This is a genomic window from Desulfovibrio inopinatus DSM 10711, assembly GCF_000429305.1.
Classification (GTDB): Bacteria; Desulfobacterota; Desulfovibrionia; order Desulfovibrionales; family Desulfovibrionaceae; genus Alteridesulfovibrio; species Alteridesulfovibrio inopinatus.
Window position 1 is genome coordinate 229,848 of the sequence record NZ_AUBP01000002.1, and the last position, 24,473, is coordinate 254,320.

Annotated in this window: 18 protein-coding genes; 13 read left to right on the forward strand and 5 right to left on the reverse strand. The window is 47.7% G+C overall.

Going from position 1 to position 24,473, the window contains the following annotated elements:
- The first annotated feature begins 204 nt into the window (after positions 1-204).
- From G451_RS34020 to G451_RS32215, 4 genes are all read left to right on the forward strand, one after another.
- Positions 205-366, forward strand: a complete 162-nt coding sequence (locus G451_RS34020) for a hypothetical protein (RefSeq protein ID WP_156921493.1) — start codon at positions 205-207, stop codon at positions 364-366.
- Positions 367-434: 68 nt separating this feature from the next.
- The gene (locus tag G451_RS34025; protein WP_156921494.1) at positions 435-596 is read left to right on the forward strand and encodes a hypothetical protein; all 162 of its coding nucleotides are present in this window, start codon (positions 435-437) and stop codon (positions 594-596) included.
- 642 nt (positions 597-1,238) lie between these two features.
- Positions 1,239-2,288: a response regulator gene (locus G451_RS0103380; RefSeq protein WP_027183152.1), complete on the forward strand. Its 1,050-nt coding sequence runs from the start codon at positions 1,239-1,241 to the stop codon at positions 2,286-2,288.
- 100 nt (positions 2,289-2,388) lie between these two features.
- Entirely contained in the window at positions 2,389-7,209 is a 4,821-nt protein-coding gene (locus tag G451_RS32215) for a PAS domain S-box protein (protein ID WP_051261089.1), read from the forward strand.
- Between the two features lie 35 nt (positions 7,210-7,244).
- Here the strand turns inward: G451_RS32215 and blaOXA are convergent, their stop codons facing one another.
- Together blaOXA and G451_RS32220 are read right to left on the reverse strand one after the other, a co-directional pair.
- On the reverse strand, positions 7,245-8,033 hold the full coding sequence (blaOXA, locus tag G451_RS27325) for a class D beta-lactamase (RefSeq protein WP_034640532.1): 789 nt from the start codon (positions 8,031-8,033) through the stop codon (positions 7,245-7,247).
- Between the two features lie 89 nt (positions 8,034-8,122).
- Complete coding sequence (locus tag G451_RS32220; protein ID WP_169727813.1) at positions 8,123-11,785, reverse strand: ABC transporter substrate binding protein; 3,663 nt, start codon at positions 11,783-11,785, stop codon at positions 8,123-8,125.
- A 1,010-nt stretch (positions 11,786-12,795) separates the two neighbouring features.
- Here G451_RS32220 and G451_RS0103400 point away from each other — a divergent pair.
- The 9 genes from G451_RS0103400 to G451_RS0103440 all read left to right on the forward strand — a co-directional run bounded on the left by G451_RS0103400 (position 12,796) and on the right by G451_RS0103440 (position 21,769).
- Positions 12,796-13,800 carry a radical SAM/SPASM domain-containing protein gene (locus tag G451_RS0103400; protein ID WP_027183153.1) on the forward strand — a complete coding sequence of 335 codons (1,005 nt, stop codon included), beginning with the start codon at positions 12,796-12,798 and terminating at the stop codon, positions 13,798-13,800.
- Positions 13,801-14,015: 215 nt separating this feature from the next.
- The gene (locus tag G451_RS27335; RefSeq protein WP_156921495.1) at positions 14,016-14,288 is read left to right on the forward strand and encodes an NHLP leader peptide family RiPP precursor; all 273 of its coding nucleotides are present in this window, start codon (positions 14,016-14,018) and stop codon (positions 14,286-14,288) included.
- Between the two features lie 56 nt (positions 14,289-14,344).
- Positions 14,345-14,617, forward strand: a complete 273-nt coding sequence (locus G451_RS0103410; protein ID WP_027183154.1) for an NHLP leader peptide family RiPP precursor — start codon at positions 14,345-14,347, stop codon at positions 14,615-14,617.
- Positions 14,618-14,660: 43 nt separating this feature from the next.
- A complete protein-coding gene (locus G451_RS27340) occupies positions 14,661-14,933 on the forward strand; it encodes an NHLP leader peptide family RiPP precursor (protein WP_156921496.1) in 273 nt (90 codons plus the stop codon).
- Positions 14,934-15,068: 135 nt separating this feature from the next.
- A complete protein-coding gene (locus G451_RS0103420) occupies positions 15,069-16,901 on the forward strand; it encodes a YcaO-like family protein (RefSeq protein ID WP_027183155.1) in 1,833 nt (610 codons plus the stop codon).
- Positions 16,902-17,162: 261 nt separating this feature from the next.
- On the forward strand, positions 17,163-18,011 hold the full coding sequence (locus G451_RS0103425) for a DMT family transporter (protein WP_027183156.1): 849 nt from the start codon (positions 17,163-17,165) through the stop codon (positions 18,009-18,011).
- Between the two features lie 211 nt (positions 18,012-18,222).
- On the forward strand, positions 18,223-19,347 hold the full coding sequence (locus G451_RS0103430; RefSeq protein ID WP_027183157.1) for a hypothetical protein: 1,125 nt from the start codon (positions 18,223-18,225) through the stop codon (positions 19,345-19,347).
- A 188-nt stretch (positions 19,348-19,535) separates the two neighbouring features.
- On the forward strand, positions 19,536-20,498 hold the full coding sequence (locus G451_RS27345) for an AraC family transcriptional regulator (RefSeq protein WP_051261091.1): 963 nt from the start codon (positions 19,536-19,538) through the stop codon (positions 20,496-20,498).
- A 125-nt stretch (positions 20,499-20,623) separates the two neighbouring features.
- Positions 20,624-21,769, forward strand: coding sequence for an iron-containing alcohol dehydrogenase (locus G451_RS0103440; protein WP_027183158.1), 1,146 nt, complete (start codon positions 20,624-20,626; stop codon positions 21,767-21,769).
- A gap of 228 nt (positions 21,770-21,997) precedes the next feature.
- On the opposite strand, the gene G451_RS27350 is transcribed toward G451_RS0103440, so the two are convergent.
- The 3 genes from G451_RS27350 to G451_RS0103460 form a co-directional block, all read right to left on the reverse strand.
- The gene (locus tag G451_RS27350) at positions 21,998-22,531 is read right to left on the reverse strand and encodes a MarR family winged helix-turn-helix transcriptional regulator (protein WP_051261092.1); all 534 of its coding nucleotides are present in this window, start codon (positions 22,529-22,531) and stop codon (positions 21,998-22,000) included.
- A 12-nt stretch (positions 22,532-22,543) separates the two neighbouring features.
- Positions 22,544-22,855 carry a hypothetical protein gene (locus G451_RS27355; RefSeq protein WP_034640535.1) on the reverse strand — a complete coding sequence of 104 codons (312 nt, stop codon included), beginning with the start codon at positions 22,853-22,855 and terminating at the stop codon, positions 22,544-22,546.
- Between the two features lie 269 nt (positions 22,856-23,124).
- On the reverse strand, positions 23,125-24,279 hold the full coding sequence (locus G451_RS0103460; protein WP_027183160.1) for an MFS transporter: 1,155 nt from the start codon (positions 24,277-24,279) through the stop codon (positions 23,125-23,127).
- Positions 24,280-24,473 lie beyond the last annotated feature (194 nt).

Genomic DNA, 24,473 nt, shown 5'->3' on the forward strand with positions numbered 1-24,473 from the left:
TTGTGTGATTTATTATATCTTAGAATCTAATTCTTTGAAATACAATGGATTGTTTGTTTAGTTGTTTTTTTCTTGATAAAAATTGCAAAAAGGGCTGGACATCGGTTGGTCAACTGATTAGTTGATTTTTTATTGGTTGGTTGACCAACCAATATTGAGCACGCATTGATCGCCAAATGGCGAAAGAGCACAAGGAGCTATGCCATGACTGTGAAAGAACTCAAGGCCGCCCTGCAAGCCATGCCCGAAACCTCCAATGTCACCGTGAGCCTGACGACTGGTCAGTCTTATCATGGGACAATACAAGAAACAAAGAGTGCTGTTTCCTTAAAACGCAACGGTGATACCGTGATTCTGCGCGGTTAATTCCGCAACGCGACAAATATATATCCACGTCAACACCGTATAAATACATACGTATGAGGAGTACCATCATGACTGTAAAAGAACTCAAAGCTGCTTTGGAACTCATGCCCGAAACTGCAGACGTCAACATTAGCCTTGCAACGGGGCAGTCTTTTCATGGAACGATGATCGAAACGAAATGCGCTTCTTCTGTCAAGCACAATGGCGAGACCGTGGTTCTGCGCGGCTAATTCAACGCCTTCTAACATATCACGCATACCTCACTATGCCCCCTGTGTGTCCCCCAGCACACAGGGGGCTTTCTTGTTGTTGGGGACGAGGTATGGTTTGATGTTGGGGAAGCCTATTGATGAGATTGGTGGCGGCTATGAATGACGAGTGCAGAGTGAGGAGCAGGGCATGTGTGCAGGAGCTAAGGATGTCCTCTCTCGTGCAGGGAAAATATATGCATGGTACTGCTGAAGAGTGGAAAAATTCTTTTGGTAAATGGAGAGGCTGTGTTAGGTAGTATTATCCCATATTTTCTTACGAGGTGCAGTATGGTGTGGCGTTTGAATGCATGCTTTAAGCAATATTGTGTTTCTATGAGTATCGATTTTTCTGAAAGAGAGTAGCAGGGCATCTCTTGTAGTGAATAGCAAATTCTCTTGAGAATGATGTAGTTGGATGATATTTTCTCTGTGCTCATCGTATGAATTTTTTATGAAGTATATGTGAGAATATGTTTTTGATAAAAAGTCATTTTGTCAATTTTTATTAATAATCTTCTTGTTGATAACAATATATTGATAACATATTTAACACGGTGATGACGTTTGGTTGTTTTTTTAACAAAATTGATAAAGCGTTACGACCTTTATGGGTAATATGCAATGGATTACATTTTAGAGAAAAGTACAGTTTTAGTCGTTGATGATACTCCGAGTAATATTGATGTTGTATCTGGTGTATTGTCTCGGCACTATAATGTCAAAGCTGCAACAAACGGAAAAAAAGCGCTTCTTGTTGCTGAAGCAATGCTTCCGGACGTCATTCTCCTTGATATTATGATGCCTGATATGGATGGCTATGAAGTGTGCTCGCAGCTGAAAAGAAATCCGAAGACAAAGAATATTCCAGTAATATTCGTCACGGCCATGAATGATATGACCGATGAAGCCCGCGGATTTGAACTGGGTGCGGTTGATTATATTACAAAACCTATTAGTCCCCCAATTCTTTTGGCTCGCGTGAAGACGCATCTCCAATTGCATGATCAGAACAAGGTCTTAGAGCAAAAAGTACTTCAGCGCACGAAGGAACTTAATGAAAGCCGTTTGGAGATTATTCGCCGACTTGGTCTTGCAGCAGAGTATCGAGATAATGAAACAGGGATGCATGTCATTCGCATGAGCTATTATTGTTCCATTATTGCCCGCGCTATTGGCATGAGTGAAGAAGAGAGTGCTCTGATTCTGAATGCTGCTCCAATGCATGATGTTGGTAAGATCGGTATCCCCGATAGTATTTTGCTCAAACCGGGCAAGCTTGATGTAAACGAACGGTCTATCATGATGCGCCATTGTGAGTTTGGGGCTAAAATTATTGGAGAGCATGACAATCCATTATTGCAGATGGCGCATGCTGTTGCTTTGTCGCATCATGAAAAATGGGATGGTTCAGGCTACCCTCGCAAACTTGAAGGGAAATCGATTCCTCTTGTTGGTCGCATCGCGGCGGTTGCTGATGTATTTGATGCACTTATCAGTGCACGCCCATATAAGGCAGCGTGGCCTACGGACAAAGCGGTGGATTTGATCCGTCGTGAATCGGGCAAACATTTCGACCCCGAGCTTGTTGCCGTCTTTCTTGAGAGGTTTGATGCAATTCAAGAGGTTATGAAAAAGCATGCTGACCCAGAAAATGCAATGCATGAAAGCTAAGGCATTTCTTCAGGAAAACCTTTCCAACATCTCTTTCAGTGGAGAGGAGTGTTTTTCATTGTTTCATATAATCACTGTATGACGTATTACGAGGTTGCCAGTGAAACTGCGACACGTTGCTCTATTAGGTATATTGTCCATCGTTATCTTTTTAGCCATATGTCAGGTTGTTGCATCCGTATTCATTATTCGTGATGGTTTTCAAAGCATTGAAGATGATTCGATGTATTCTTCTTATGATACAGCGACTTCATATCTTTCACAAATTCAAAATAATCTTGATGCGTTACTCATAGATTGGGCATATTGGGACGATACATATTATTTTTCTCAGAATGGTAATCAATTGTATATTGATTCAAATTTTGTCATGAATACATTTGTTGATCAAGATCTTTCTGCAATTGTTATCGAAGATAATGTTCATCATGTTATATATTCTAGAGCATTTGGAAGTAATATGAAAGACGACTTGAATCTTTCAGAAAGCCTGGTACGTCAGTCAAAGATTGATATAAGGCTTTCTCATGATGATGATGCGTTCAAGTATGGTCTCCTTGCCTTAAGCGATGGAGATATCGCCCTGGTTGCTAAACGATACATTCTTACAAGCGGAAAAACTGGACCGCCTGCAGGGACCATGCTGATGGTCAGAATGCTCAGCCCTCAAATGATTCAAAGGATGGGTGATGTCTTAGGCTTGCAACTGTCTTTGGAACCATTTCACCATGTTGCGCAATCAGGAGCGGGAGTCGGTGAAAACTCTGGTCGTGATTTTTCGATCCAGTATTCGCAAGACAAAATCATTGGCACCGGTCTTCTGCGCGATGTCAATGGCCAAGCCATTGCTCTTTTGCGGGTTGAAAAATCTCGGACGATTTCAACGTACGGTCAGTATATCATCAACTCGTACTTTGTATTTATGATGTGTGCATTATTTATTTCTGCAGTACTGACATATATATTCCTTAAAAAGAAAATTTTAGATCGTATAGAATCATTAAGTACACAGGTCCGTGATATTGATGATGGAAAGAAGAATGATATCCAACTTCATTTTTTTGGGAAAGATGAAATTTATGATCTTGGAGTGAGTGTAAATGATATGTTGCGAAATATAGATATGACGCAGCAAAATATTATTTTGAAATCAAATGAAGTTGAAGATCATAAAAATTTCTTGCATCAATTGTTTAATTCTATTTCTGCTGGTGTTCTTATTATTGATCAAGAAACACGAGAGATTGTCGACATTAATGGATTTGCACTGAAGATAACGGGATTTTCTAAGGAAGACCTTCTTGGAAGAAAATGTCATAAGTTGACATGTCCTTCAGAAGAGAACAACTGCCCGATTCTTGACCTTAATGAACCGGAGGATATGTCAAAACGTACGTTGCTGACGAAAGATGGTTCAAAAATTCCTATTTTTAAGACGGTGACGCGCATTCATCGTGGCGATCGAAATTTATTGTTAGAGACATTTATAGATATTTCTGATGCAGAGAAAGCTCGTATTGAACTGGAAAAAGCGAAAAAAGCACTTGAAGAAACAGTTCAGGAGCGCACTGCTCATCTCCGCGGTATCATTGATACGGCCAATAATGGTATTATTGTAATAAATTCTCAGGGGCTTATCACTGAATTTAGTCCCGCTTCTGAAGAAATTTTCGGATATACGAAAGAAGAGCTTATTGGACGAAGCATCAATATACTCATGCCTGAACCATATAGTAAAGAGCATAACCAGTACATTAAGAATTATCTTGCAGGAGGGCCGCCGAAAGTTATTGGGAAGCAGCAGGTGGTACCGGCAAAGCGCAAAAGTGGTGAAATCTTTCCCATGGAAATTGCGTTGAATACCGCAATCGTCAATGAAAATCCCATTTTTGTTGCCGTGTTACGTGATGTGACCGACCGGAAGAAAATGGAAGATGCATTAGCCAATGAGCGGCAACGCCTTCAATTGATTTTGGATACGAGTCCTGTTGGGGTGGGCATATCAGTCGATGGCATTGTACAGTACGCTAACACCAGTCTGACACGCATGGGATTGCGGGTTGGAGAAAAAGTCGCAACGGCCTATGTGCATCCTGAAGAACGTACAGAAACTCTTGCAATGTTAGGGAAAGAGGGCGTAGCAAAAAATGTAGAAACCCAGCTCTACGATTCAAATGGTGACATTATAGATGTTATCCTTTCATATTATCATTTTGAATACATGGAAGAAGAGGCCATCCTCTCGTGGGTCATCGACATTACGGCACGCAAGGCAATGGAAGACGAGATTCGCAAGAGCCAGGAAAAGTATCAACGATTGGTGGAAGAACTTGGTGGGAAGTTTGTCATTTTCAGCCACAAGGCGGATGGAGAATTCATTTTTGTCAGCGAAGGAGCTACGACTGTATTTGGAATGTCTAAAGAAGCGTTGCTCGGACAAAAGTTGCATACGGCCATCCAGTGGCTTCCCGGAGAGGTCGAGCGAGGTGCAAAGCTTATCCAACAGATGCTTCACGACAAGACAAGTTTTCAGCAGTTTGAGATGGCGTATATCCATCATGATGGAAGCCACCGCTATGTCCTTATCTCTGAACATCCCGTTCTTGATCAGCAGGGAAATCTTCTTTCCATAGACGGAATTGCAGAAGATATCACTGTGCGCAAAGAAGCGGAAAAAGCCTTGGCTGAAGCCAAAGAGCAGGCCGAAGAAGCGACACGCGCCAAATCCGATTTTCTGGCGAATATGTCGCATGAAATACGTACACCCATGAACGCAATTATTGGCCTTTCTCATTTAGTTTTGCAAACATCACTTGATGACAAACAACGAGCGTATATCGAAAAAGTCTATCTGTCAGCGGACAATTTGTTGGGTATTCTCAACGACATCCTCGATTTTTCCAAGATAGAAGCCGGCAAACTTGAGATGGAATATATTGATTTCCATCTCGAAGAAGTCTTTGAAAATTTATCCAGTGTGGTTGGCTGGAAAGCTCAGGAAGCTGGTTTAGAAGTCTTATACGATATATCTCCAAATATGCCGACGGCTTTGGTCGGTGATCCGTTACGTTTAGGACAGATATTGATCAACTTAGGAAACAATGCGGTCAAATTTACGGCACAAGGGGAAGTGATCATTGCTGTCCGTGTGGAGGAAGAAACTGCATCTGACGTCATGCTCCATTTCTTGGTCAGAGATACAGGGATTGGACTGACCCAAGCGCAAATCAAGAAGCTCTTTCGAGATTTCAGCCAAGCCGACTCCTCAACGACGCGAAAGTATGGCGGTGCCGGCCTGGGGTTAGCCATTTCCAAAAGATTGACTGAAATGATGGGGGGGCAAATATGGGTTGAAAGCGATCCTGGCATTGGCAGCACATTCCATTTTACCGCTCGTTTTCTCAAACAGGATCAAGATGTCATGTGGTATAGTCAGCAACTGGCTGACCAAAATCTTCATATTCTCGTCGTGGATGACAACGAATACGCACGTTCAATTTTTTCCGAAATGATGACGGCGTTTGGCTTTAGTGTGGATAGTGTTGATACAATCGATTCCGCATTGGAATTTCTTGAAGCACAGCGCCGTACACGAAACTACGATTTTGCCATCATTGATTGGGATATGCCGGGACTGAATGGGAGAGAATTCTGTCGTACACTGCAGAATTACTCCGACATTCACAATATCCCTCTGATGATTCTTGTTACTTCTTACCGAGGGGACGGACTTCAGGAGGAAATTGGCGCATTTCCTTTCATTACGGCGGTATTGAATAAACCGGTGATGCCTTCAACGATCTTTGACGCCATGGTGGAAGCAAGAGGTGGTGTGATCGACCGGAAACGTCGGGATGCGTTGCGACAAGGTGTGATGGGAGACGTTATTGCACGTCTGAAGGGGAGTCGCATTTTGCTCGTCGAAGACAATGAAATTAACCAGGACGTGGCGCTTGAGTTGATGGAAAGCCATGGGATTTCTGTCCGTGTAGCGCAAAATGGTCAAGTTGCGCTGGATATGCTCGGAAGCGAATGTTTTGATGCGGTGCTTATGGATTGTCAGATGCCGGTTATGGACGGATATACGGCAACCCGAAAAATTCGTGAACAGGAACAGTTTAAAACGTTGCCTATTATTGCCATGACGGCCAATGTTATGGTTGGAGATCGGGAACGGTCGCTCGAAGCTGGTATGAATGATCACATCGGCAAGCCTATTAAAGTCTTGGAACTCTTTCAGACTTTAGGAAAGTGGGTTCATCGCATATGCCCTGATGTTGGTTCTCTTGCAGCACAACGTATTGAGACAAAAGCATTGATGGATTTTGCAGATATTCCTGGGCTTGATGTTGAGCTTGGTCTGGATACCATTTTAGGGGATACCGCATTGTATCGAAAGCTTTTGGTGAAATTCTATAATGAGTATAAGGATTTTGAACATCTTTTTCGAGAGGAGTGGCAGTCTTCCGACACCATGGCTGCAGTACGGTGTGCACATACGTTGAAAGGAGTCTCAAGCCAGATTGGTGCAACAGATGTGCCTCAAGCGGCTTTAGAGCTGGAACTTGCCTGTCAGAATATGCGCTCCGCTGCGGAAATAGAAAAAAAGTTACGTAAGGTGGTCGCTACATTGGAGCCCATGTTCACGGAGTTGAGGAAAATGATCAAGGGGTGGCGAACAGATTCTGCCTCCACGCTCGCTGTAGCGGATCCTTTTCCAGATGGCCTGCAACACTTGCTTCAGCAACTCCAACGTTTGCTCAAAGAATCGGATACAGCCGCAGTGACCGTGTTGGATGAAATCCAGCGCAATCCGGAGTATGAACCGTGGAGAGAAGCACTTGGGCGAGTCTCCAAGTCACTGGCCAATTATGAATTTGAGGATGCTTTGGAAGAATTGACCATGTTAGGTATTGAGTAGCCCCTTGCGTTCATGGATTTTGGTGTTGGCATGGGCTATGGCAAAGCGCCGACTTGCTCCAAGGCTGCATTGTTGATCGTCATGCGCGCCGCGGCTTGGGCGGAGGAGGGCATATCAATACGCGTTGCGAAAAACCATGGGTGCCCGGTGTTTTCCAACCAGCCAACAAACCATCCTGTCTGTTGAGCCCAGCCTGTTTTACCGCGCAGGATTGTCGTCTCAGTGTGTTCTTTTTCCAGACATTGTTTGACAATGTCCATATTCCGTTTGGAGAACGGGAGCGCATCGTCATAGAGTTTTTTGAGAAAAGGGATTTGCTGTACTGGAGATATGCGGAGTTCTCCATCTAACCAAAACGAATCGATATCCCCGCCAATATTGTGGTTGCCATAATCGGCGCGATCCACATATTCCTGCATGCGTTCGGGACCGATTTTTCGGGCAAATCCTTGGAATACCCACACGGTGGAATTGGCAATGGCGCTTTTGAGTGTCTGGTCTTTGTTCCATGCTGCGACATTCCGTTTCTTCCCATCCCATGGGATAACGGCATTTTCATCGGCTATGACACCGGTTTCAAGCGCGATCAATGCATGCAGGATTTTAAAGGTCGATGCTGGTATCGCCCCAGTGTTTGCCAGCGTAGAATCCGAAGTGACACACTTTCCCGAAGGTTCTTCAACGATGACGACTCCTGTCACTCCAGCGTCTTCGATGACCTTCTGCAATTGTTCATCTTGTTGCATCTCGAAAGCCAGTAGGCCAGAAACACCACAACAGAGCTGGACAATGAGCATGAATATGACGGAAAGGCATATTCTCATGAGTATGGTCCTCTTGTGAAATTATTGGATCGACGACATGTGGATGCTAACGGTTCTGCTGTTGCGTCAATATGCTCTTTGTCCAAACGTCAGGCCGCATGGTATGCTGTTTCTATTGCGGCGCACATTGCTTCCAGCTCGACTGGTTTAATGAGATAGGCATTCATTCCTGCTTTGAGGAACGTTTTTTTGTCGCCAGGCATGGCACATGCGGTGAGCGCGATGATCGGTATATTGGATTTTTCCTGTCCTGCCTGTCCTTGACGAATAGCTTGAGTCGCTTCAATGCCATCCATAACGGGCATTTGTACATCCATAAGAATCACATCGATATCGTGTGTTTTAAGCCTTTCGAGCGCTTCCTTTCCATCCTTGGCTGTGGTGACGGTATATCCACATGATTCAAGAAGATGGCTTGTGGCGGTTGTATTGATGTCATCGTCTTCGACCAGCAGCACCTTCGCAAACGTTGGAGGGGCAATGACAGGAGGACATGAAAAGGGAAATGGGGAATTCTCCGATTGGGGAGCGATACATTCATGCGATTCTGCCGGGGGCAAGGGGATAGAAAAATGAACAGTTGTGCCAACATTGACTTCACTTATAATCACAAGTGTGCCGTTCATCAGCTTGATGAGTTGCTTGCAAATGGTCAACCCCAATCCTGCACCTTGAAAATCACGTTTAAATCCTCCGCTGACTTGGGAGAAGGGCTGAAAGAGCATGGTAATTTTGTCGTCCGGAATGCCAATCCCTGTATCTGTAACGGAAAAATGGATATGTTGAGTTGCTGAAGACGGACCACGCAGGGGGTAGACCTCCAGATGAACTTCTCCTGATTTGGTAAATTTGAAGGCATTTCCAAGGAGGTTGTTCAGTACCTGCGTAAGTCGCAGAGGGTCGCCGATGACCTTCGCCGGCGTCTGGGGATCAATGACGCAAGTGAGATAAAGGCCAGTTTGTTTGGCGCTGATTTCAAAAAGTGCACATGCCTGTTGGATCGTTTGGCCAAGATCAAATTCGATGGATTGAAGGTTGATTCTATTCGCTTCAATGCGAGAAATATCCAAGATGTCGGAAAGCAAGTGATGGAGACGCTTCGATGACTGGATAGCCATTTCGACAAATTTCCGCTGCTTTTCATCGACATTGCTGGTGCTGAGGACTTGGAGCATGCCGAGTATCCCGTTGAGCGGCGTGCGAATCTCATGGCTCATGTTGGCCAAAAATTCAGATTTGACCTGATTGGCCTTTTCAGCCTGTTCTTTTGCCCGCAGCAATGTTTCTTCGTAGCTTTTGAGTTCCGTCACATCAGCGACCTGAGACAAAATGGAGATCATGTTGCCTTCTGCATCGAGCAACGATGAGTTGTACCACTGGCAATGAACAATGGTTTTATCTTTACGGTAGTTTCGATTTTTGATCGTGTTGAAGGGGATTTTACCTTCAAATAATTGTGTAATGTTTTGTCCGACAACGTCTTGGTCTTCGGGATAGACAAGCTCAAAATCGGTCCAATTTTTTCCGACAACTTCTTCTTCTTTCCAGCCGAAAATATGTTCCGCCTGCTTCGACCATGTTTTGATATGAGTTCCATTCTTCCATTCAATGACGGCCAAAGGAGAGTTTTCCATATGAAAGGAGAGTCTCTTGTGTGCTTCGGCAAGTTGTTGCTCCGTCTGTCTGCTCTCCGTCACATTGGCGTTGTTGCCGATCATATATGCCGGTTTACCATCGGAACTCCACTCGACGATCTTTCCGGATGATTCAATCCAGATGTATTCCCCATTGCTGTGCCGCATACGAAATTCGTTTCTGTAATAGGGAGAGCGCTGTTCAATATATGCGTTAAAATGTTTGATCGCACTGTCTTTATCGTCGGGATGGAGAAGCTCGGTTTGAGCCGGAAATGCCGGGGGAAGTTCTGAAGGAAGATAACCCAGCATGGTTGCATATTTGGAACTATATGTTCCTGTCATATTGGTGAGGTCGAGTTCCCATATCGCATCGGTCGTCGCGTCAAGGACGCGTTCAAGGTGGATTTTGATGGATTCGAGTTCTTTCCTGACATTGACCTGCTCAGTGATATCCAAAGACAAAGAAAGTACACACGACTCATCCTGGTCGCCGTATGCAATGGGAGTCAACGAATTCCGGAACCACATATCATGCGATGCCATGGTCACCATGGTTTCTTGAATTGAGGATACCTTGCCTTGAGCGACTTCTCGATATTTTGCAATGAGGTATTCTGCTTGATCGGCCGGGACAAATTCACGAATGTTTTTACCAATGACTTGTGCAGGGTCGGGAAGTCCGCAGAGGTTTGTGGCTGCTCTCGGATTGGCAAAGCGGAAGGTTCCATCGGCGGAAATCACGGAGAGTGTTTCTTGGAGAGAACTTACGACTTGACGGTATCGTTCTTCACTTGCCGTGAGCTTGTCTTCGAATGTCTTGCGCCGTGTGGTGTCGAGAATTGAGCCGAAAAGGCTAACGACCTTACCATCTTCATCGGTTTCGACAACACCGCGAGCAAGGAGATGGATAACCGTTCCATTCGAGAGTGTTCTTGAGAGCTCCAATTCATATGGTTCTGCCTTTTCCAACGCGCGAGTAACCATGTTGTCCAAGCGTTCTGCACTTTCAGGGTGGAAAAGGGCGAGTTGTCCTCTGTAGCTTGAGGGAACATATTCCGGATCAATTCCAAAAATAGCATAGAGATTTTCCGACCAGGTGATGGTATCGCTTTTGGGGTCCCATTCCCAATCACCGAGACCCCCGACGCGTTGTGCTTCATTAAGCCGAAAATTTGCTCGTGCGAGCATCCGTCGAACATTTCTGAGACGAATTGTATAAATCGCAAGAAATGTGCAGAAAAGGATGAGCATGGCCGTAAAAATAAGAACGATAAAAAGAACGGTCTTGTACTCCTCCCAAATAGTATGCGGGCGATTAAGGAAGATTGTGTCCGAAGGAAGTAAAGACGGGTCGATGTCGAATCGATCAAGGACGGCATAATCGAAGAAATAACGATTGGCTTTGTCCCCTTCGATAACAGGATGCTCTTTAGCCGGAATGTCGTGTAAAATGTCGAGGGCAAGCTGTGCGGCAAGTTTACCTTGTTCGAATTGAGAGATAACTTTGCCTCCGATCAGTCCGCGATTGATACCGTGCTCCCAGAGATGAAAAGTTGGTACCGGTGCGTGAGAAACTATCCAATCGAGGCTTTCTTCAAAGGATTTTGTTACTCCGTTCTTATCTCGATAGGCTGAGAGCAGCAGGAGTGCATCGCTCATTTTGAGGGCACGAAGACGTTCTCCAAATTCGTCCCACGTCAGGTCTTGGAGAGAAAGCATTTCAAGTAAGGTGTTCGGGTGCGAATGTCGCAACTGTTTGTAGGCGATCAGATCGGCCTGCCCACTTGGGGTGGAGTCTACAATGGCATAGATCGTCTTCAATTTTGGTTGCAAGCTGAGCATGGTGTTAATGGTGTCCTTCATGGAGACTGCTTCGATCACTCCAGTGATGTTTTCTGCTCCACTCAAGGAAAGGGCAAGCTTTTGGTTGTTGACTCCACAGAATACAAGAGGAGTATGGGGAAAGAGCTCTTCGCGATGTTGGAGGACAAATTGCAAAGCGTTATCATCTGCAGTGAGAATTACATCATATGCTTCTATTTGCTTTAATTTATGACGCAAGAGTGAGTAAAATACGTTGAAGTCCGTCTCCGTAAAAAAACGTTTGCTGTCCATGAATTCAACGTCGAGAGCGATCCCAGCGGGACGAAAAACAGACTGAATCCCTTCCATTTGCTTAAAAAAAGTTGGAAATCCAGGGTGGTATGAACTGATTAAGAGTGCTTGTTTCTCCGATGCGTTTGCTGAAAAAGCAAGGAGAATGAAAAGTATAACGTTGGAAATTATCAGAAGGTACTTTTGATGCACAGGCATTGTTATACTCTTTGCGTCTTTTGTATTTTTCAATGGAAAGAGATTTAGAGTCACTTCCTCTTCAGAGAGATGGTCTTATTGATATCTTTTTACATAACAAGAGTATTGCACTTTGTACAATCATTGTGCTTGTCGGAGGCAGGATGGAGCATAGAAACGGAAGAAGAACACGGATTGGAAATTGGATCTCAGATACAAATTGTTACCGAGAGATGTTGCTAACATTCTGAAACCATTTATTGGTTGTGGAGTGTTGTTCTCTTTTTACGTAGTGCCAGTGCATGGAGCAGATTCCAGGGAACACCGCCTTGAACGAATTTCGAGAATGAGAGCATTCCACGGCGCAACGAGGGCGTAACCAAGTCGGGTGCATTTCAACATTATTCCTCATATTTTTCGAATTATATTGAATCTATGCGATTTGTTAGCTTCTTTTTGCTGACAGAGCTGGTATATCCTATTGTTTGGGGCTATCGTTATACTGAGCCAGACACCCGAAATTGCTTTACTCGTCAGGGGGAGAGCTGGATGATCCACCATACGCACAACCGACGAGGTGCAAGTCACGCTCGACAGTCTCTCCTTCCCGGGTATACTCTGTTATTTCAATGTATTGATCCATTTTGGTATCCTCTCGGCGGCTCTTTCAAACAAATCTTCTGCTCCTGGTCTCTTTGCTAAGGGAAATTCGGGAAGACCGCTCTCTTACGAAAAATTTGTTATCGACTGTGTAACCTCTTTGAACTTATTGTCTACTCCATTTGTAGAAGTTGACGTAGAGTCAACCTCAATAAATATAAGGACACCGCCCTATGCATACCCTTCCGGATTTTGTCGTTGAGCCCATCGAGCTGAAAATTGAGATCACCCGAGCGTGCAATCTGCGTTGTTCCTTCTGCTACCTCGGCTCCATGGATCGATGGTCAGCCGAAAGCCATATGCCGACTTCCGCCGTCATGGATTGGATCGATTGGTGTGTGGACAACGACGTCCCGGCCGTACGCTTCACTGGTGGAGAAGCCACACTCCATCCCGACATCGAGCTTTTGTGTAACTATGCCCAAGTCCGGAAGCGTTATGTCATCCTGAATTCCAATGGCATGGCTGATCCAGCGCTCTACAACCGCCTGCTCGTCAATGATCTCCGTGTCAGCATTCCTACATTGGACCCGCAGAGCATGGACGAGATTACAGGATGCTCCGATGTCTTGGCCAAGAAGATTGCGGCCATCGACCAAGCCCTTGCACGAGGTCTTTTCCAGGTGGTCATGTTCACGGTCATGACACCTGAGATGTTGGGAAAACTGCACGAGTTTATTCCCTTTTTGCAGGCTCGACCTCAACTGAAGTGGGGGCCGTTGCGCTTCGAGTCTTCGCCGGACGACCCACGTCCTTTGACGCGCGAGATCATGCAGGCTTTAGCCGAGGAAATGTCTGACCTCATGGACGCGTATCCCGAGACGGTCAAGGGCATCGGTATCGCGGCGCCATTCTGCAGTGTCACTCCAACGAGCCTTGGAGCTAAAGTCTTCTTTGGCCGGGGCAGGGCCTGCGGCCCCTTCAAGGCCCTGAACGTGAATTTTGACGGCATGCTCACAGCCTGTTTCGGCACCTGTGAATTGTTCACGCAGGGATCGCTTGACGACGTCCGTAACTCGCCGGTGCTTCATGCTCATTGTTCCTACGAGGTGCTGCCCGAGGAATGCCATGAGTGTGAATACATCGAGGCTTGTGCCGGCGGTTGCCGTAAACCCGCGACACTGGCCGGTCACAATGGTCGACAGGTCGACTACCTCGCGGAGTTTGTCCAGGAATAACTGTCGTGAGTGCCGGAAACTTCGGTTTTACATCGTGGTCAATATTTGAGTGGAAATGGAATTCAAAAACGGCTTCTGGCCAAGGACGGCCCGCATCCGGTTCCGATGTCAAGAACTGGAGAGAGCCGCACATTGTCGGGGTTATTCCGGTTAACGCACCGGATGCCGCAGAGACGCAAGTATGCCCCACAATCTCATTTTACAGGAGAGCAGTGATGAACGAGATGAATGAACAGCAGAAACAGTGGGCCCGCATTGTCGCAAAGGCCTGGGCAGATGATGATTTCAAACAGCGCCTTTTGACCGATCCGGCTGCGGTTTTGACCGATGAGGGTGCCAGTTTCCCGGCCGGTGCTACGGTCCGTGTAGTGGAGTCTCAGGAAAATGAAGCCATATTCGTTTTGCCGACCAGGCCGGCAGATATGGGGCTGCCGGATGAATTAGATGAACGCTTGGCGGCACATTGGCCCTATATCTATGTGATTTAGTTTCATAAAGAGGTTGCTGCAGACCGTTCCTTCACACAAAGCAAGGAGAAGTACCCATGAGCGAAATGAACGAACAGCAAAAACAGTGGGCCCGCATCGTGGCCAAGTCTTGGGCGGATGAGGAATTTAAACAGCGCCTTTTGTCCGATCCGACGACGGTTTTAGCCGAGGAGGGCGTCAGCTTCCCGGCCGGAGCCAAGGTCAGCGTGTTGGAAGCCAAGGAGAACGAAGCTGTACTTGTCCTGCCGACTAAGCCGACGGATGCCGAACTAGGAGATGTGACCGAAGAGCGCTTGGCGGCGATGGTTGATGCCTTCGGTATATTATAAATTGCGGTAAACTCCGCAATCATCCCCAGTAAGGAGAATATGCATGAGCGAAATGAACGAACAGCAAAAACAGTGGTCTCGCATCGTAGCCAAGTCCTGGGCGGATGAGGAGTTCAAACAGCGTCTTTTGGCCGATCCGTCCGCTGTCTTGGCCGAGGAAGGCGTCAGTTTTCCGGCCGGAACCACGGTGAGTGTGTTTGAAGCCAAAGAAAACGAAGCTGTGCTTGTTGTGCCGGCCAAGCCGACTGATACAGACTTAGCGGAAGTGAACGACGAACGCCTGGCTGCCGCGATCGTCTTCTCCGCGACCTTCTAATCGTATTACGATACAGGCTGGCCGCTGCGGACAATGTGTCGGGTATCGACGTACGTGTCGGCTCCGTTGCGGCCAGCCGAAATTCTCCACCAAGGACATGTGCAACGCGCATACCCAAGCCAGGAAGGAAACGACATGACGACTCAAACGCCCCTCCACGTTGACTCAAACCCCTTCGGCAATCACAAAGACTGTTCTCCCCAGGAAACCGTGGAGCGGATCAAATCGATTCTCTATAGTGTGGGCCTCGGCGACAAGGAGCCCATGGCCGAGATACGCTTCAACCCTGCTGCGGGATGCCACTCTCTCCATTTGACGGACAAAACGTATCCTCTCCTCGGGGCTAATGGGAAAGGCGCAACCGACGACTACAGCACTGCCAGCGCCTACGCCGAGTTTCTGGAACGACTTCAGTGTTTTTATCCCCTCTTTTTCGGTCGCCTGGGTGAAATACAGCCCCAAGAACCCATGCACTTTGACGAAGGAGAGCGCACGGTGAGCGACCTTCGGCGTGATGCACCGGGCGTGATGAGCGAGCTCCTCGATACAGATGCTGCTCACCCTGATAATACGCTGGTTTGTTTGCCTTTTTGGGATGTGTCACGTGAGAAAATTATACCTTTACCGTATGAATTCATGACGCATTGTACACTTTCCACGGGGATGAGTTCGGGAAATACGGCGGAGGAGTCCCTGACTCAAGGGATTTGCGAGATTTTGGAGCGATATGCTGTGCGACTGGTCACGAAGGAAAGAATGAAGATGCCAACGATCCCGTTGGAGACGGCACCCATTGTTTCACCGGGACTACGGGACATTCTCACGGCGCTGCAGGAGGAGGGATTCGAGGTTATTGCCAAAGACTGCACCAATGGTGGGACCATACCGGTTCTTGCAGTTATTGTAGTGGACAAAGAAAATGATCGTTATGGTTTATGCTTTGGAAGCGATCCTGTCTTCGATGTAGCGTTTCAGCGTTGTATTACGGAACTTTATCAGGGAAGGAATGAGCTAGCATACTGTTATTCGATGTGGTCACAAGAACGACCTCTTTTGAAAGACATTTATAATAACGTACATAGTTCTTTGTGGATACTGTTGCCGGACGCACCGCCGTGTGATTTTTCCCGCGCCTTCACCGCTCCTGGGAAAAGTAACGCGGAGTATCTTTCGTTTGTACGGGATCAAGTCGAAGCAATCGGTGGACGTATCTACATACGGGATTTTTCCTTCCTGGGATTTCCCGCACACTACACTTATATTGAAAAATTATCTGCGCCTGCACCGCTGAAAGCAGCAGAGTTCGACTATTTTTATGAGGGATTTGATGAGTCACTTGGTGTTCTTTTTCGTCTCTCCGAGGCCTCTCAACGTGATGTAGAACGACTGGCCGCAGCTTGTGAATCCAAGTTTCGTAGCGAGCACATTTTTTCTTCTCGATTGGAAGGTCTCCTTGAAAGGTGTTTGTTTCGACTGCCGCTGCATACGTGGATGGAGCCGAAACTGTTTCTGGCCTTTATTTACATTGAAGCCGGCCGACTGGACGTTGCGCTCAACATGTTGGAAGAACCGACTGCTCATCCACTCAAGGGCGATGCAGCGGAATTGAGCCAGTTACTGAGCGCATATTGTCGGTACGCCTCGCAAGGTGAACAGAATATTCTGGAGAGACTGGAAGAAGAGTTTGGAGATGGCCCTTACGGCGCGAGTTTGACGCATCTGGTGAATATGGACTGGGGAAGCCTCTACGCAAAAGCGCCGGCAGACGCTCCGGGGGGCAAGTTCGAGACTCTCCCCGTTCCTCGTTGTGATAGCCCCTTTTCCTGTGCCGGGTGCGCCTACAAGCGGAAGTGCTGCCTGGACCGCTTTTTCGAGATCCGTGGCAAAATTCGTAAGGCGTATCGCCCTGTAGATCAGACGCTGTTGGGCCGGCATTTTTCCAATGGGCATGGGGAAAAAGCCGTGTAAAAATGCGAAAATCGGGATGCTGCATGATTTCCCGTTGGTATTGAACACCTTCACGACCTCTCTGGATAGAAACGTTCCAGGGTGGTCGTGAAGGAGTTTGTGTTTCTTGTCGTTTCTCTTCAATTCTTCCCTCCCAAGGCTCCGGTTCGGGGCATGGTTGCACCTTCATCTTGCCAACCGAAAAGCGATACTCGACACTTCCCAGAACGCGTCTTGTCGCTTAGAGGAACGCTCAATTCAGATTGAAATGGGAGTTGTGGTATGACGCAGAAAACCAAAGCCATGCTTCTTCTTGCTGTGACAGCTCTGGTGTGGAGTTCCGGGGGGTTGGCTATAAAACTTGTCGATATGCATCCCATGGCGCTGACCGGAGTACGAAGTGGGTTGGCCGCATTGACGCTCATGGTGCTGTTTCGCGGGAAACTGTCGTTTGGGTTTTCTGCGGTCCAACTCGGCGCGGCGTGCGGGTATGCCGGTTTGCTCATTACGAATGTCGTCGCCACCAAATTGACGACATCTGCCAATGCCATTCTATTGGCGTATACCGCACCGGTGTACGTAGCCCTGGCGGCACCTTGGTTTCTGCATGAGAAAACACGAAAAAGCGATTGGCTTTTTATCGTGTGTACACTCATCGGTATGGCGCTCTTTTTTCTCGATAAATTGTCCCCCACGGGGCTGATTGGCAATGGCGTCGCCATGGTGACGGGCCTCTCCTATGCCGTTTTCACCCTATGCATGCGCGCGCAGAAATCGTCGTCACCGGTGGAGTCGGTGATATTGGGGCATGGTTTGACGGCCGTATGCGGACTGCTGTTTTTACGTGATGGGTTGCCCGGAATGGAGGGACTCGTCGGGCTGCTCTATTTGGGAATTGTGCAACAGGGCATATCGCTTGCGCTGTACTCGTGGGCAATCAAGCGTTTGGGAGCGCTTGAAGCAATCTTGATCATGACGTTGGAACCGATTTTCAATCCTCTCTGGGTAGCATTGGGCTATGGAGAGCGGCCTGGGCCATGGGCCATCGCCGGCGGGACGCTTGTTGTTGGAGCTGTGACCTCCCGCGCTATCGTCGCGGCTTGGCGTACCAAACAATATTTGACGAAATAGCAATATGCTTCTCCACTACAAACGATGCAGAACAGGGGCGTGCTCACAAATCCCGCATCGCATTGTACTGTCTAGACGCATTATTGACACATAATTTTCACTGGTCGGACGCGTGCACGGCATGTACGAATTATGTACATATGTAAGAATCCCTTCCTTGGCACTATGCTGTTTTTCTTTGAATTTTCTCTTCATTTATGGAGGTTTTCCAATGAATCCGCAAGACGTGAGCCGAAGGGATTTTTTGTTGATGGGTGCTGTGACGACGGCTGCAGTGGTTGCGCTTCCGAAGTTCAGCCTGGCTGATGTTCGGCAAGTTTCCGTGTCCGACTGTATGGATATGTCACCGGAAGAAATGGCCCGTCAGTCCAAGCTGGTAACGGACAGCTACGCTTATCTCATGACAGCCATTGATTCCATTCAAGACCCCGCCCTGCGTAAATCTGTGAAAGACATCATTGAGAATCCCGCCCCTACGATGATGACGGGACTCATGGATCCGGCAGCGCGCAAAGATGCCTACGGCAAAATGCAGAGTATGGGATTTGTGGAAAAAACCAGCGAAGCGGATTTCCTTCCAGCCGGCGATCCTCAAAAATCTCCGCAACCGTTTTTGAGCGCACCCGGAAGCGGATACACGAGTCATCACGCCTATCCTGGGGGTGTCGTCACGCACACGGCCGCCAACGTGATGTTGTCTCAGGCCCTCTATGATGCCTATAAAAAAACATATGGTTTCGATATGGACCGGGATGTCATCATTGCATCGCAAGTGCTGCACGACCTCCACAAACCCTGGGTATTCCAGTGGGGTGATAATGCTGAATCGCGTACCGAACATCCTCTTGCCGGAACCGGTCAGCACCACCCGCTTGGTGTGGCGGAATCCATCCATCGCGGTCTGCCGGCGTCGGTCTGTGTGGCCCAGGCCTGTGCGCATAACCATCCGGGGTTTGCCAAGGACGAAGAAGGTCCGGTGAATTGGATTAAAGCAGCCTGCGCTCTTGTGGAGAAAGATCCTGTTGCTGCCGGCTTGTTGGCTGAAGACGGCGCCACGTTGCCTGTTCCGCGTCAGATGGAAGGCTTCATTTGCCACCTCGGCGATCATGATTGGGTGCTCACCGTGCCTGCGGCCAAATGGATGATTCCGGTTCTGGAAGAAGTCGCTGTGGAGTCCTACGGACTGAGCGAAGACGATCTGAAAGGACGCAAGTTCAACGCCCTGCGCAATTATGTCTTTTCGCAGGCAACGATCATGACTTTGTACAATATATACAGCGCCCAAGGTAAAGACGTTCTCAAAAAGACGGTATTTGAAATCGTCAAACCCGTCTAATTCTGCACGTTCACAACGCTTTCACGCGCTCTTTTCCTCTTTTCTTCGATACGGATGAACATTCACGCTGCATGAGGTCATCGATTGCGTCTCCACGGTGAAATCCTTGATTCACCCTGGAGGCGCAACCTCCTGCGTATGATGCTGTCCGCTTTGCTTGGGTGAACGAAATGGCGTATACGTCGTGAATGGACATACGAGCACAAATTCTTCGCCAACTTGACGCCATGGCCGTGAACGAGGGCACAACCGAAACCGTTCTGGATGAAGTCACGTTCTATCGGGCAAGTCAATATATGCCCAAGCAACCCTTGATTTATAGCCAGGGGTTTTGCATTGCTCTCCAGGGCTTTAAGGCCTGTTATTTCGGTGGGAATGTGCTGACGTATGGCCACGACCAATATCTTGTGGTGCCAACCATTCTTCCGGCGAAGGCCGAAGTATTTCCGGAAGATGGGAAACCGTTACTTGCGATCTCCATTGCCATTGACCACGAGTATGTTCATGACATTCTTGATGCTATGGGGAATGCGTATCCCTATCAAGATCGTGCTGTTCCGGGCATTCCTATGGCCTATTTGGAATCGTTTTCCGATGATCTGCTTGATCCGCTTTGGCGTCTCTTGCAAAGTCTCGGCAGTCGGGGCGAAGCCGAGATATTGGCTAAACCGGCCATTCGAGAGGTCTACTATCGGGCTTTACTCGGCGCAAATGGGCATATTCTCGCTTCGGTTGCCCGGAGTGAATCGCATTATGATCGGATTTGTCAGGTGTTGCGCGATATGCATGACAACTATGCCACTCCGATCGATGTGACGGCATTGGCCACGAACGTGAATATGAGTGCCCGAGCGTTTTACAAACATTTCAAGGCGGTGACGTCGCTCACCCCGGTGCAATATCTCAAACGTATCCGGCTGGAAAAAGCACGGCATTTCCTCGTGGCACATGGTCAGCGTGTGAGTGTCGCCGCGCAATATGTCGGCTATGAAAGTGTTTCTCAGTTCAGCCGCGAGTTCAAACGTCACTTCGGATACCCGCCGCGAGAAGCTCTACAGCGAAATGCCACAGTATTGCATGCTGAGAAATCTTCGGGCCGTGAATGCGTGGAGAATTTCAGGCGATCAGGTACACTTTGTGTGCAGGAATAGGCACGTTTTTGGCGGAATCTTACCTTCCCCTTTGTTGTCGATCGTTTTAAAAAATGCAGCATACTCAGCGAACTCAGAGTATGGGTTCGCGCAATACATGCCCACGACATGACAAGGAGAAATCCATGCAGAGCTTTGACTATTACATCCCGACGAAAATTTTGTTTGGTCCCGGCAAACTCAATCAGCTCGCCACGGAAAAATTACCCGGTAAAAAAGCGTTGATTGTCATTTCAAATGGAACATCCATGCGGAAGTATGGCTATTTGGAGCGCGTTCAGGCGCTGCTGGCCGAGCAGGGAGTAGAATCCGTGGTCTACGATAAGATTCTTCCCAATCCTATTGTGGAGCACGTTATGGAAGGTGCCGCCGTTGCCAAAGACAATCAGTGTGATTTTGTCATTGGACTTGGGGGCGGGTCTTCTATCGATACGGCAAAGTCCATTGCCATTATGGCCGTGAATCCCGGACATTATTGGGATTATATCCACGGCGGCAGCGGCAAGGGACAACCTGTAGCCAATGGTGCATTGCCTATTGCTGCGATTACGACAACCGCCGGGACCGGGACCGAAGCCGATCCCTGGACTGTTATTACGAACAAGGATGAGAAAATCGGTTTTGGAGATTTGTCTTGCACGTTTCCCGTCTTGTCTGTGGTGGATCCGGAACTCATGGTGTCGGTGCCCCCGCAACTGACTGCCTATCAGGGGTTTGATGCGTTTTTCCATGCGGCCGAAGGCTATATCGCCAATATCGCCACACCGGTGAGCGATATTTACGCGCTGGAAAGCATCCGTCTGTTGAATGAATATTTACCTCGGGCCGTCAAGGATGGCAGCGACATGGAAGCACGCGGATATGTGGCGCTGGCGAATACGCTATCCGGTATGGTGGAATCGACATCAAGTTGCACGTCTGAACACTCTCTGGAACATGCGTTGAGTGCGTTTCATCATAATCTGACCCACGGTGCCGGGCTTATTATGTTGTCGAAAGCGTATTTCGGACATTTCGCTACAAAAGTTCCAGATCGCGTCAGCACGATGGCCAAAGTCATGGGACATGACGATTTTATCGAAGCCCTCGGTGCGTTGCAGGAACAATGCGGCGTGGCCGATCTGAAAATGTCCGACTTCGGTGTCAAAGAAGATGAACTCGAAGCCATCGCCAAGAATGCGCGAGAAACCATGGGGTTCCTGTTTACACTTGATCCGGTGGCCCTGACCGAAGACGACGCGTTGGCTATTCTGCGAGCGTCCTACAGGTAGAGAAAAGAATAGAGAGAAGAAGCCTCCGGCGGCTCAAGAAACTTTTTGGAAAAAGTTTCTTGAGAATCTTCAAAAACTTTAGCGGGTTGAATATAAACATCGACGTAGAAGTCGGTGTGTTCAGCAATCTGGAGAGTTCGATAGAAACTGAATATGCTCGACACCAGAGTGTTGTTTTTTATCACCACACAGGCCTGGGAGTGCAGACTTCCGGGCCGTGTGGTTGGCTTACGGTTTTCCCTTCCGGAATCCTTTACCACCACCTCGGCGGGGATGGTCACGATGCCCTCTACCACGTCCACGCCCTCGGCATGAGGGGCCTTCGGCATCGCAGTTGTTTTTCAGTGATGTGACGAGTTTTTCTAATATTGCGCCAAGTTGGCGGCGTTCTTCATCGTCCAGACCATTGAAAAGGCTTGCCGGTGTGACATCGTCTTCAGTTTGTCCCGGTATTGCGGCCTGCGGTGTTGCCGAAATGATGAACCGTCGTTTGTCTGTTTCGTCGCGTTCTCGGGAAATGAAACCATGGCGTTCTAATTTGGCAAGCACTTCGCTGAGCGACGACGAACGAACGTCGAGCATTTCCAGTAAATCACCCTGATTAATGGGGCCTTGCTCTCGAATGATGGACAACACGCGCCCCTGAGCATGGTGCGCGTGGTCCCGTCGGTGGAACGCACGCGCCATATATCTGGAAACGTTCTGAAACTGTTCGATCAATGTCGCGTTATCCGGTATGACCGGTGAGCCATAATTCGACATATCGAATCCTCCTTACTGATTCCGCAAAGCCGATGCGGCATAGGCCTTGCCTTTTTTGCAGGCCGGAGCATCGAGCGGGCAATGGTTTTCGCAGAGCGGACAACGGGCTTGTTCGAATACGCCGAATTCCTCTGTTTCCGGGGCCATTGTGATGACATCGTTTTCTTGTTCACGCGTGAATGTGTTTCGATGCCAAGGTGGTGGGCTATCGCAACGTCGTGCGTGTCGTCGCCCGCCTTGGCCGCGTCCGCGTTTTTGCCCCATGTGTCCATGGTGATGATTTTGTCCACGACGTCCTTGGTGTTCTTTACATCGTCCAAACATATGTAACTCCTGGGTTGAAATTAAAATGAAAAGGTACCTAACTATTTGATGAGAGAATATGGATAAACTGGAGGATGTCAAGGTGTGAAGGTACCTTTTTATTTTGTTATGAACAGAGACAGGATAAAGATAAGTTATATTAGTTAGTTGCAGTATGTTTAAAGAGAGAAAATGAGATTTTGTAGGCGGAGACTTTGCACACGACGGCGATGAAGTTGAGCTATATTTGCTGAGTTCATCGCACGTCATATGCATTGAAAAACAGAAAGCTATGCAATCTCCCGTTGCTGATGCTTTGCATATTCGTAGGGAATGAACTGGACAAACAGCAGCGAACAGACACTGAGCATGGCTCCGCCGACGAAAATCCAAGAGGGGTGGAACGTCCACGCCAAGCCACCGAGAACGGGAATGATGACGGCCGCGATATGATTGATGGTACCACCGACGGCCATTGATGAGGCGATGTCCTCTTTGTCGCCGATTTTTTGGAAGAATGTATTGATAGCCAGAGAGAAATTAAACACAAGATGGTCGACAATATACATGAGTATAACGAGCCACTTGCTGTCGCTGTATGCGTAAACCAAAAAGACAACAATGAGGCTGAGATATTCCACAGAAAGAACCTTACGTTCACCCAATGCGTTGACGGCTTTTCCGATGAGGGGATTGGCGAACATAGCGACAATGTTGTTCACAATGAACAAGACGGTGACTTCTTGAATGGTGAATTTGAACTTGATGACGAGAAGAAAGACGGCAAATGCAACAAAAATTTGCCGACGAGCTCCGGATAAGAATGTCAGAATATAATAGAGCCAATACTTGCGTTTCAACACCATTTTTTTGTGTTGCACCGTGGCATTGACATTTTTTGGATGGAGAAATGTGCCGAAGAGACCACCAAGAATAACGATGACTCCAATCCAAATGAACATGTTGGTATAGGACATATAATCGGAAACACAAAAAATAATGGCACCGACAAAGATGTTGACGATGGCATTGACGCCTCGCAGCCTTCCAAGAACAATCGGTGCCTGGCGGAGATCAAAGTATTGCAGTGTCAATGATTGATTGAGCGCCAAGTAGGAATGAATACCGAAAGAGATGATGAGCGTCGTGAACACGATGCCGTAGAAACTCGGCATAAATCCGACAAGAGAAATGCCGATCCCCATAAACGCAACAGAGAGCGCGGCGAGTTTGTGCTCACTTATGGTGAGCAAGAGATAGACAATGAAAAAAGTCAGCAACCCGGGAACTTCGCGGATAGACTGGATAATACCCATTTCTTGCCCGCTGATGTGGGCTATTTCCACCGCAAAGTTGTTGTAAAGCGTTCGCCACCCCTGAAACCCAAAGGCCGTGGCAACAGTGAGAATGAACAAATACAAATACATACGATTCTTGAGATTCATGGGGAGACACCCTTGTTAAGGAGGCTGAATATATGGATATATGAGGCAGTCTCGAAAAAGAAAGAAGTCGAAAGTGGCTTCCTGAGGCTGGGTCCACGTTGTATACCCTGGCTCATCCGGGTTTTTCAATGTTTTTTCTGACAGAAAATGGGCTGGAAGAGCACTTCTACAACGCGCGATTCATTGATGTATTC

Excerpts from the sequence above, each read along its gene's own strand:
- G451_RS0103460 (WP_027183160.1), bottom strand. The coding sequence starts at position 24,279 with ATGAATCTCAAGAATCGTATGTATTTGTATTTGTTCATTCTCACTGTT.
- G451_RS0103440 (WP_027183158.1), top strand. The coding sequence starts at position 20,624 with ATGCAGAGCTTTGACTATTACATCCCGACGAAAATTTTGTTTGGTCCC.
- G451_RS0103380 (WP_027183152.1), top strand. The coding sequence starts at position 1,239 with ATGGATTACATTTTAGAGAAAAGTACAGTTTTAGTCGTTGATGATACT.
- G451_RS27355 (WP_034640535.1), bottom strand. The coding sequence starts at position 22,855 with ATGTTTGGACGATGTAAAGAACACCAAGGACGTCGTGGACAAAATCAT.
- G451_RS0103410 (WP_027183154.1), top strand. The coding sequence starts at position 14,345 with ATGAGCGAAATGAACGAACAGCAAAAACAGTGGGCCCGCATCGTGGCC.
- G451_RS0103420 (WP_027183155.1), top strand. The coding sequence starts at position 15,069 with ATGACGACTCAAACGCCCCTCCACGTTGACTCAAACCCCTTCGGCAAT.
- G451_RS0103430 (WP_027183157.1), top strand. The coding sequence starts at position 18,223 with ATGAATCCGCAAGACGTGAGCCGAAGGGATTTTTTGTTGATGGGTGCT.
- G451_RS27345 (WP_051261091.1), top strand. The coding sequence starts at position 19,536 with ATGGACATACGAGCACAAATTCTTCGCCAACTTGACGCCATGGCCGTG.
- G451_RS0103425 (WP_027183156.1), top strand. The coding sequence starts at position 17,163 with ATGACGCAGAAAACCAAAGCCATGCTTCTTCTTGCTGTGACAGCTCTG.
- blaOXA (WP_034640532.1), bottom strand. The coding sequence starts at position 8,033 with ATGAGAATATGCCTTTCCGTCATATTCATGCTCATTGTCCAGCTCTGT.
- G451_RS27350 (WP_051261092.1), bottom strand. The coding sequence starts at position 22,531 with ATGTCGAATTATGGCTCACCGGTCATACCGGATAACGCGACATTGATC.
- G451_RS27340 (WP_156921496.1), top strand. The coding sequence starts at position 14,661 with ATGAGCGAAATGAACGAACAGCAAAAACAGTGGTCTCGCATCGTAGCC.
- G451_RS27335 (WP_156921495.1), top strand. The coding sequence starts at position 14,016 with ATGAACGAGATGAATGAACAGCAGAAACAGTGGGCCCGCATTGTCGCA.
- G451_RS34020 (WP_156921493.1), top strand. The coding sequence starts at position 205 with ATGACTGTGAAAGAACTCAAGGCCGCCCTGCAAGCCATGCCCGAAACC.
- G451_RS0103400 (WP_027183153.1), top strand. The coding sequence starts at position 12,796 with ATGCATACCCTTCCGGATTTTGTCGTTGAGCCCATCGAGCTGAAAATT.
- G451_RS32220 (WP_169727813.1), bottom strand. The coding sequence starts at position 11,785 with ATGGACAGCAAACGTTTTTTTACGGAGACGGACTTCAACGTATTTTAC.
- G451_RS34025 (WP_156921494.1), top strand. The coding sequence starts at position 435 with ATGACTGTAAAAGAACTCAAAGCTGCTTTGGAACTCATGCCCGAAACT.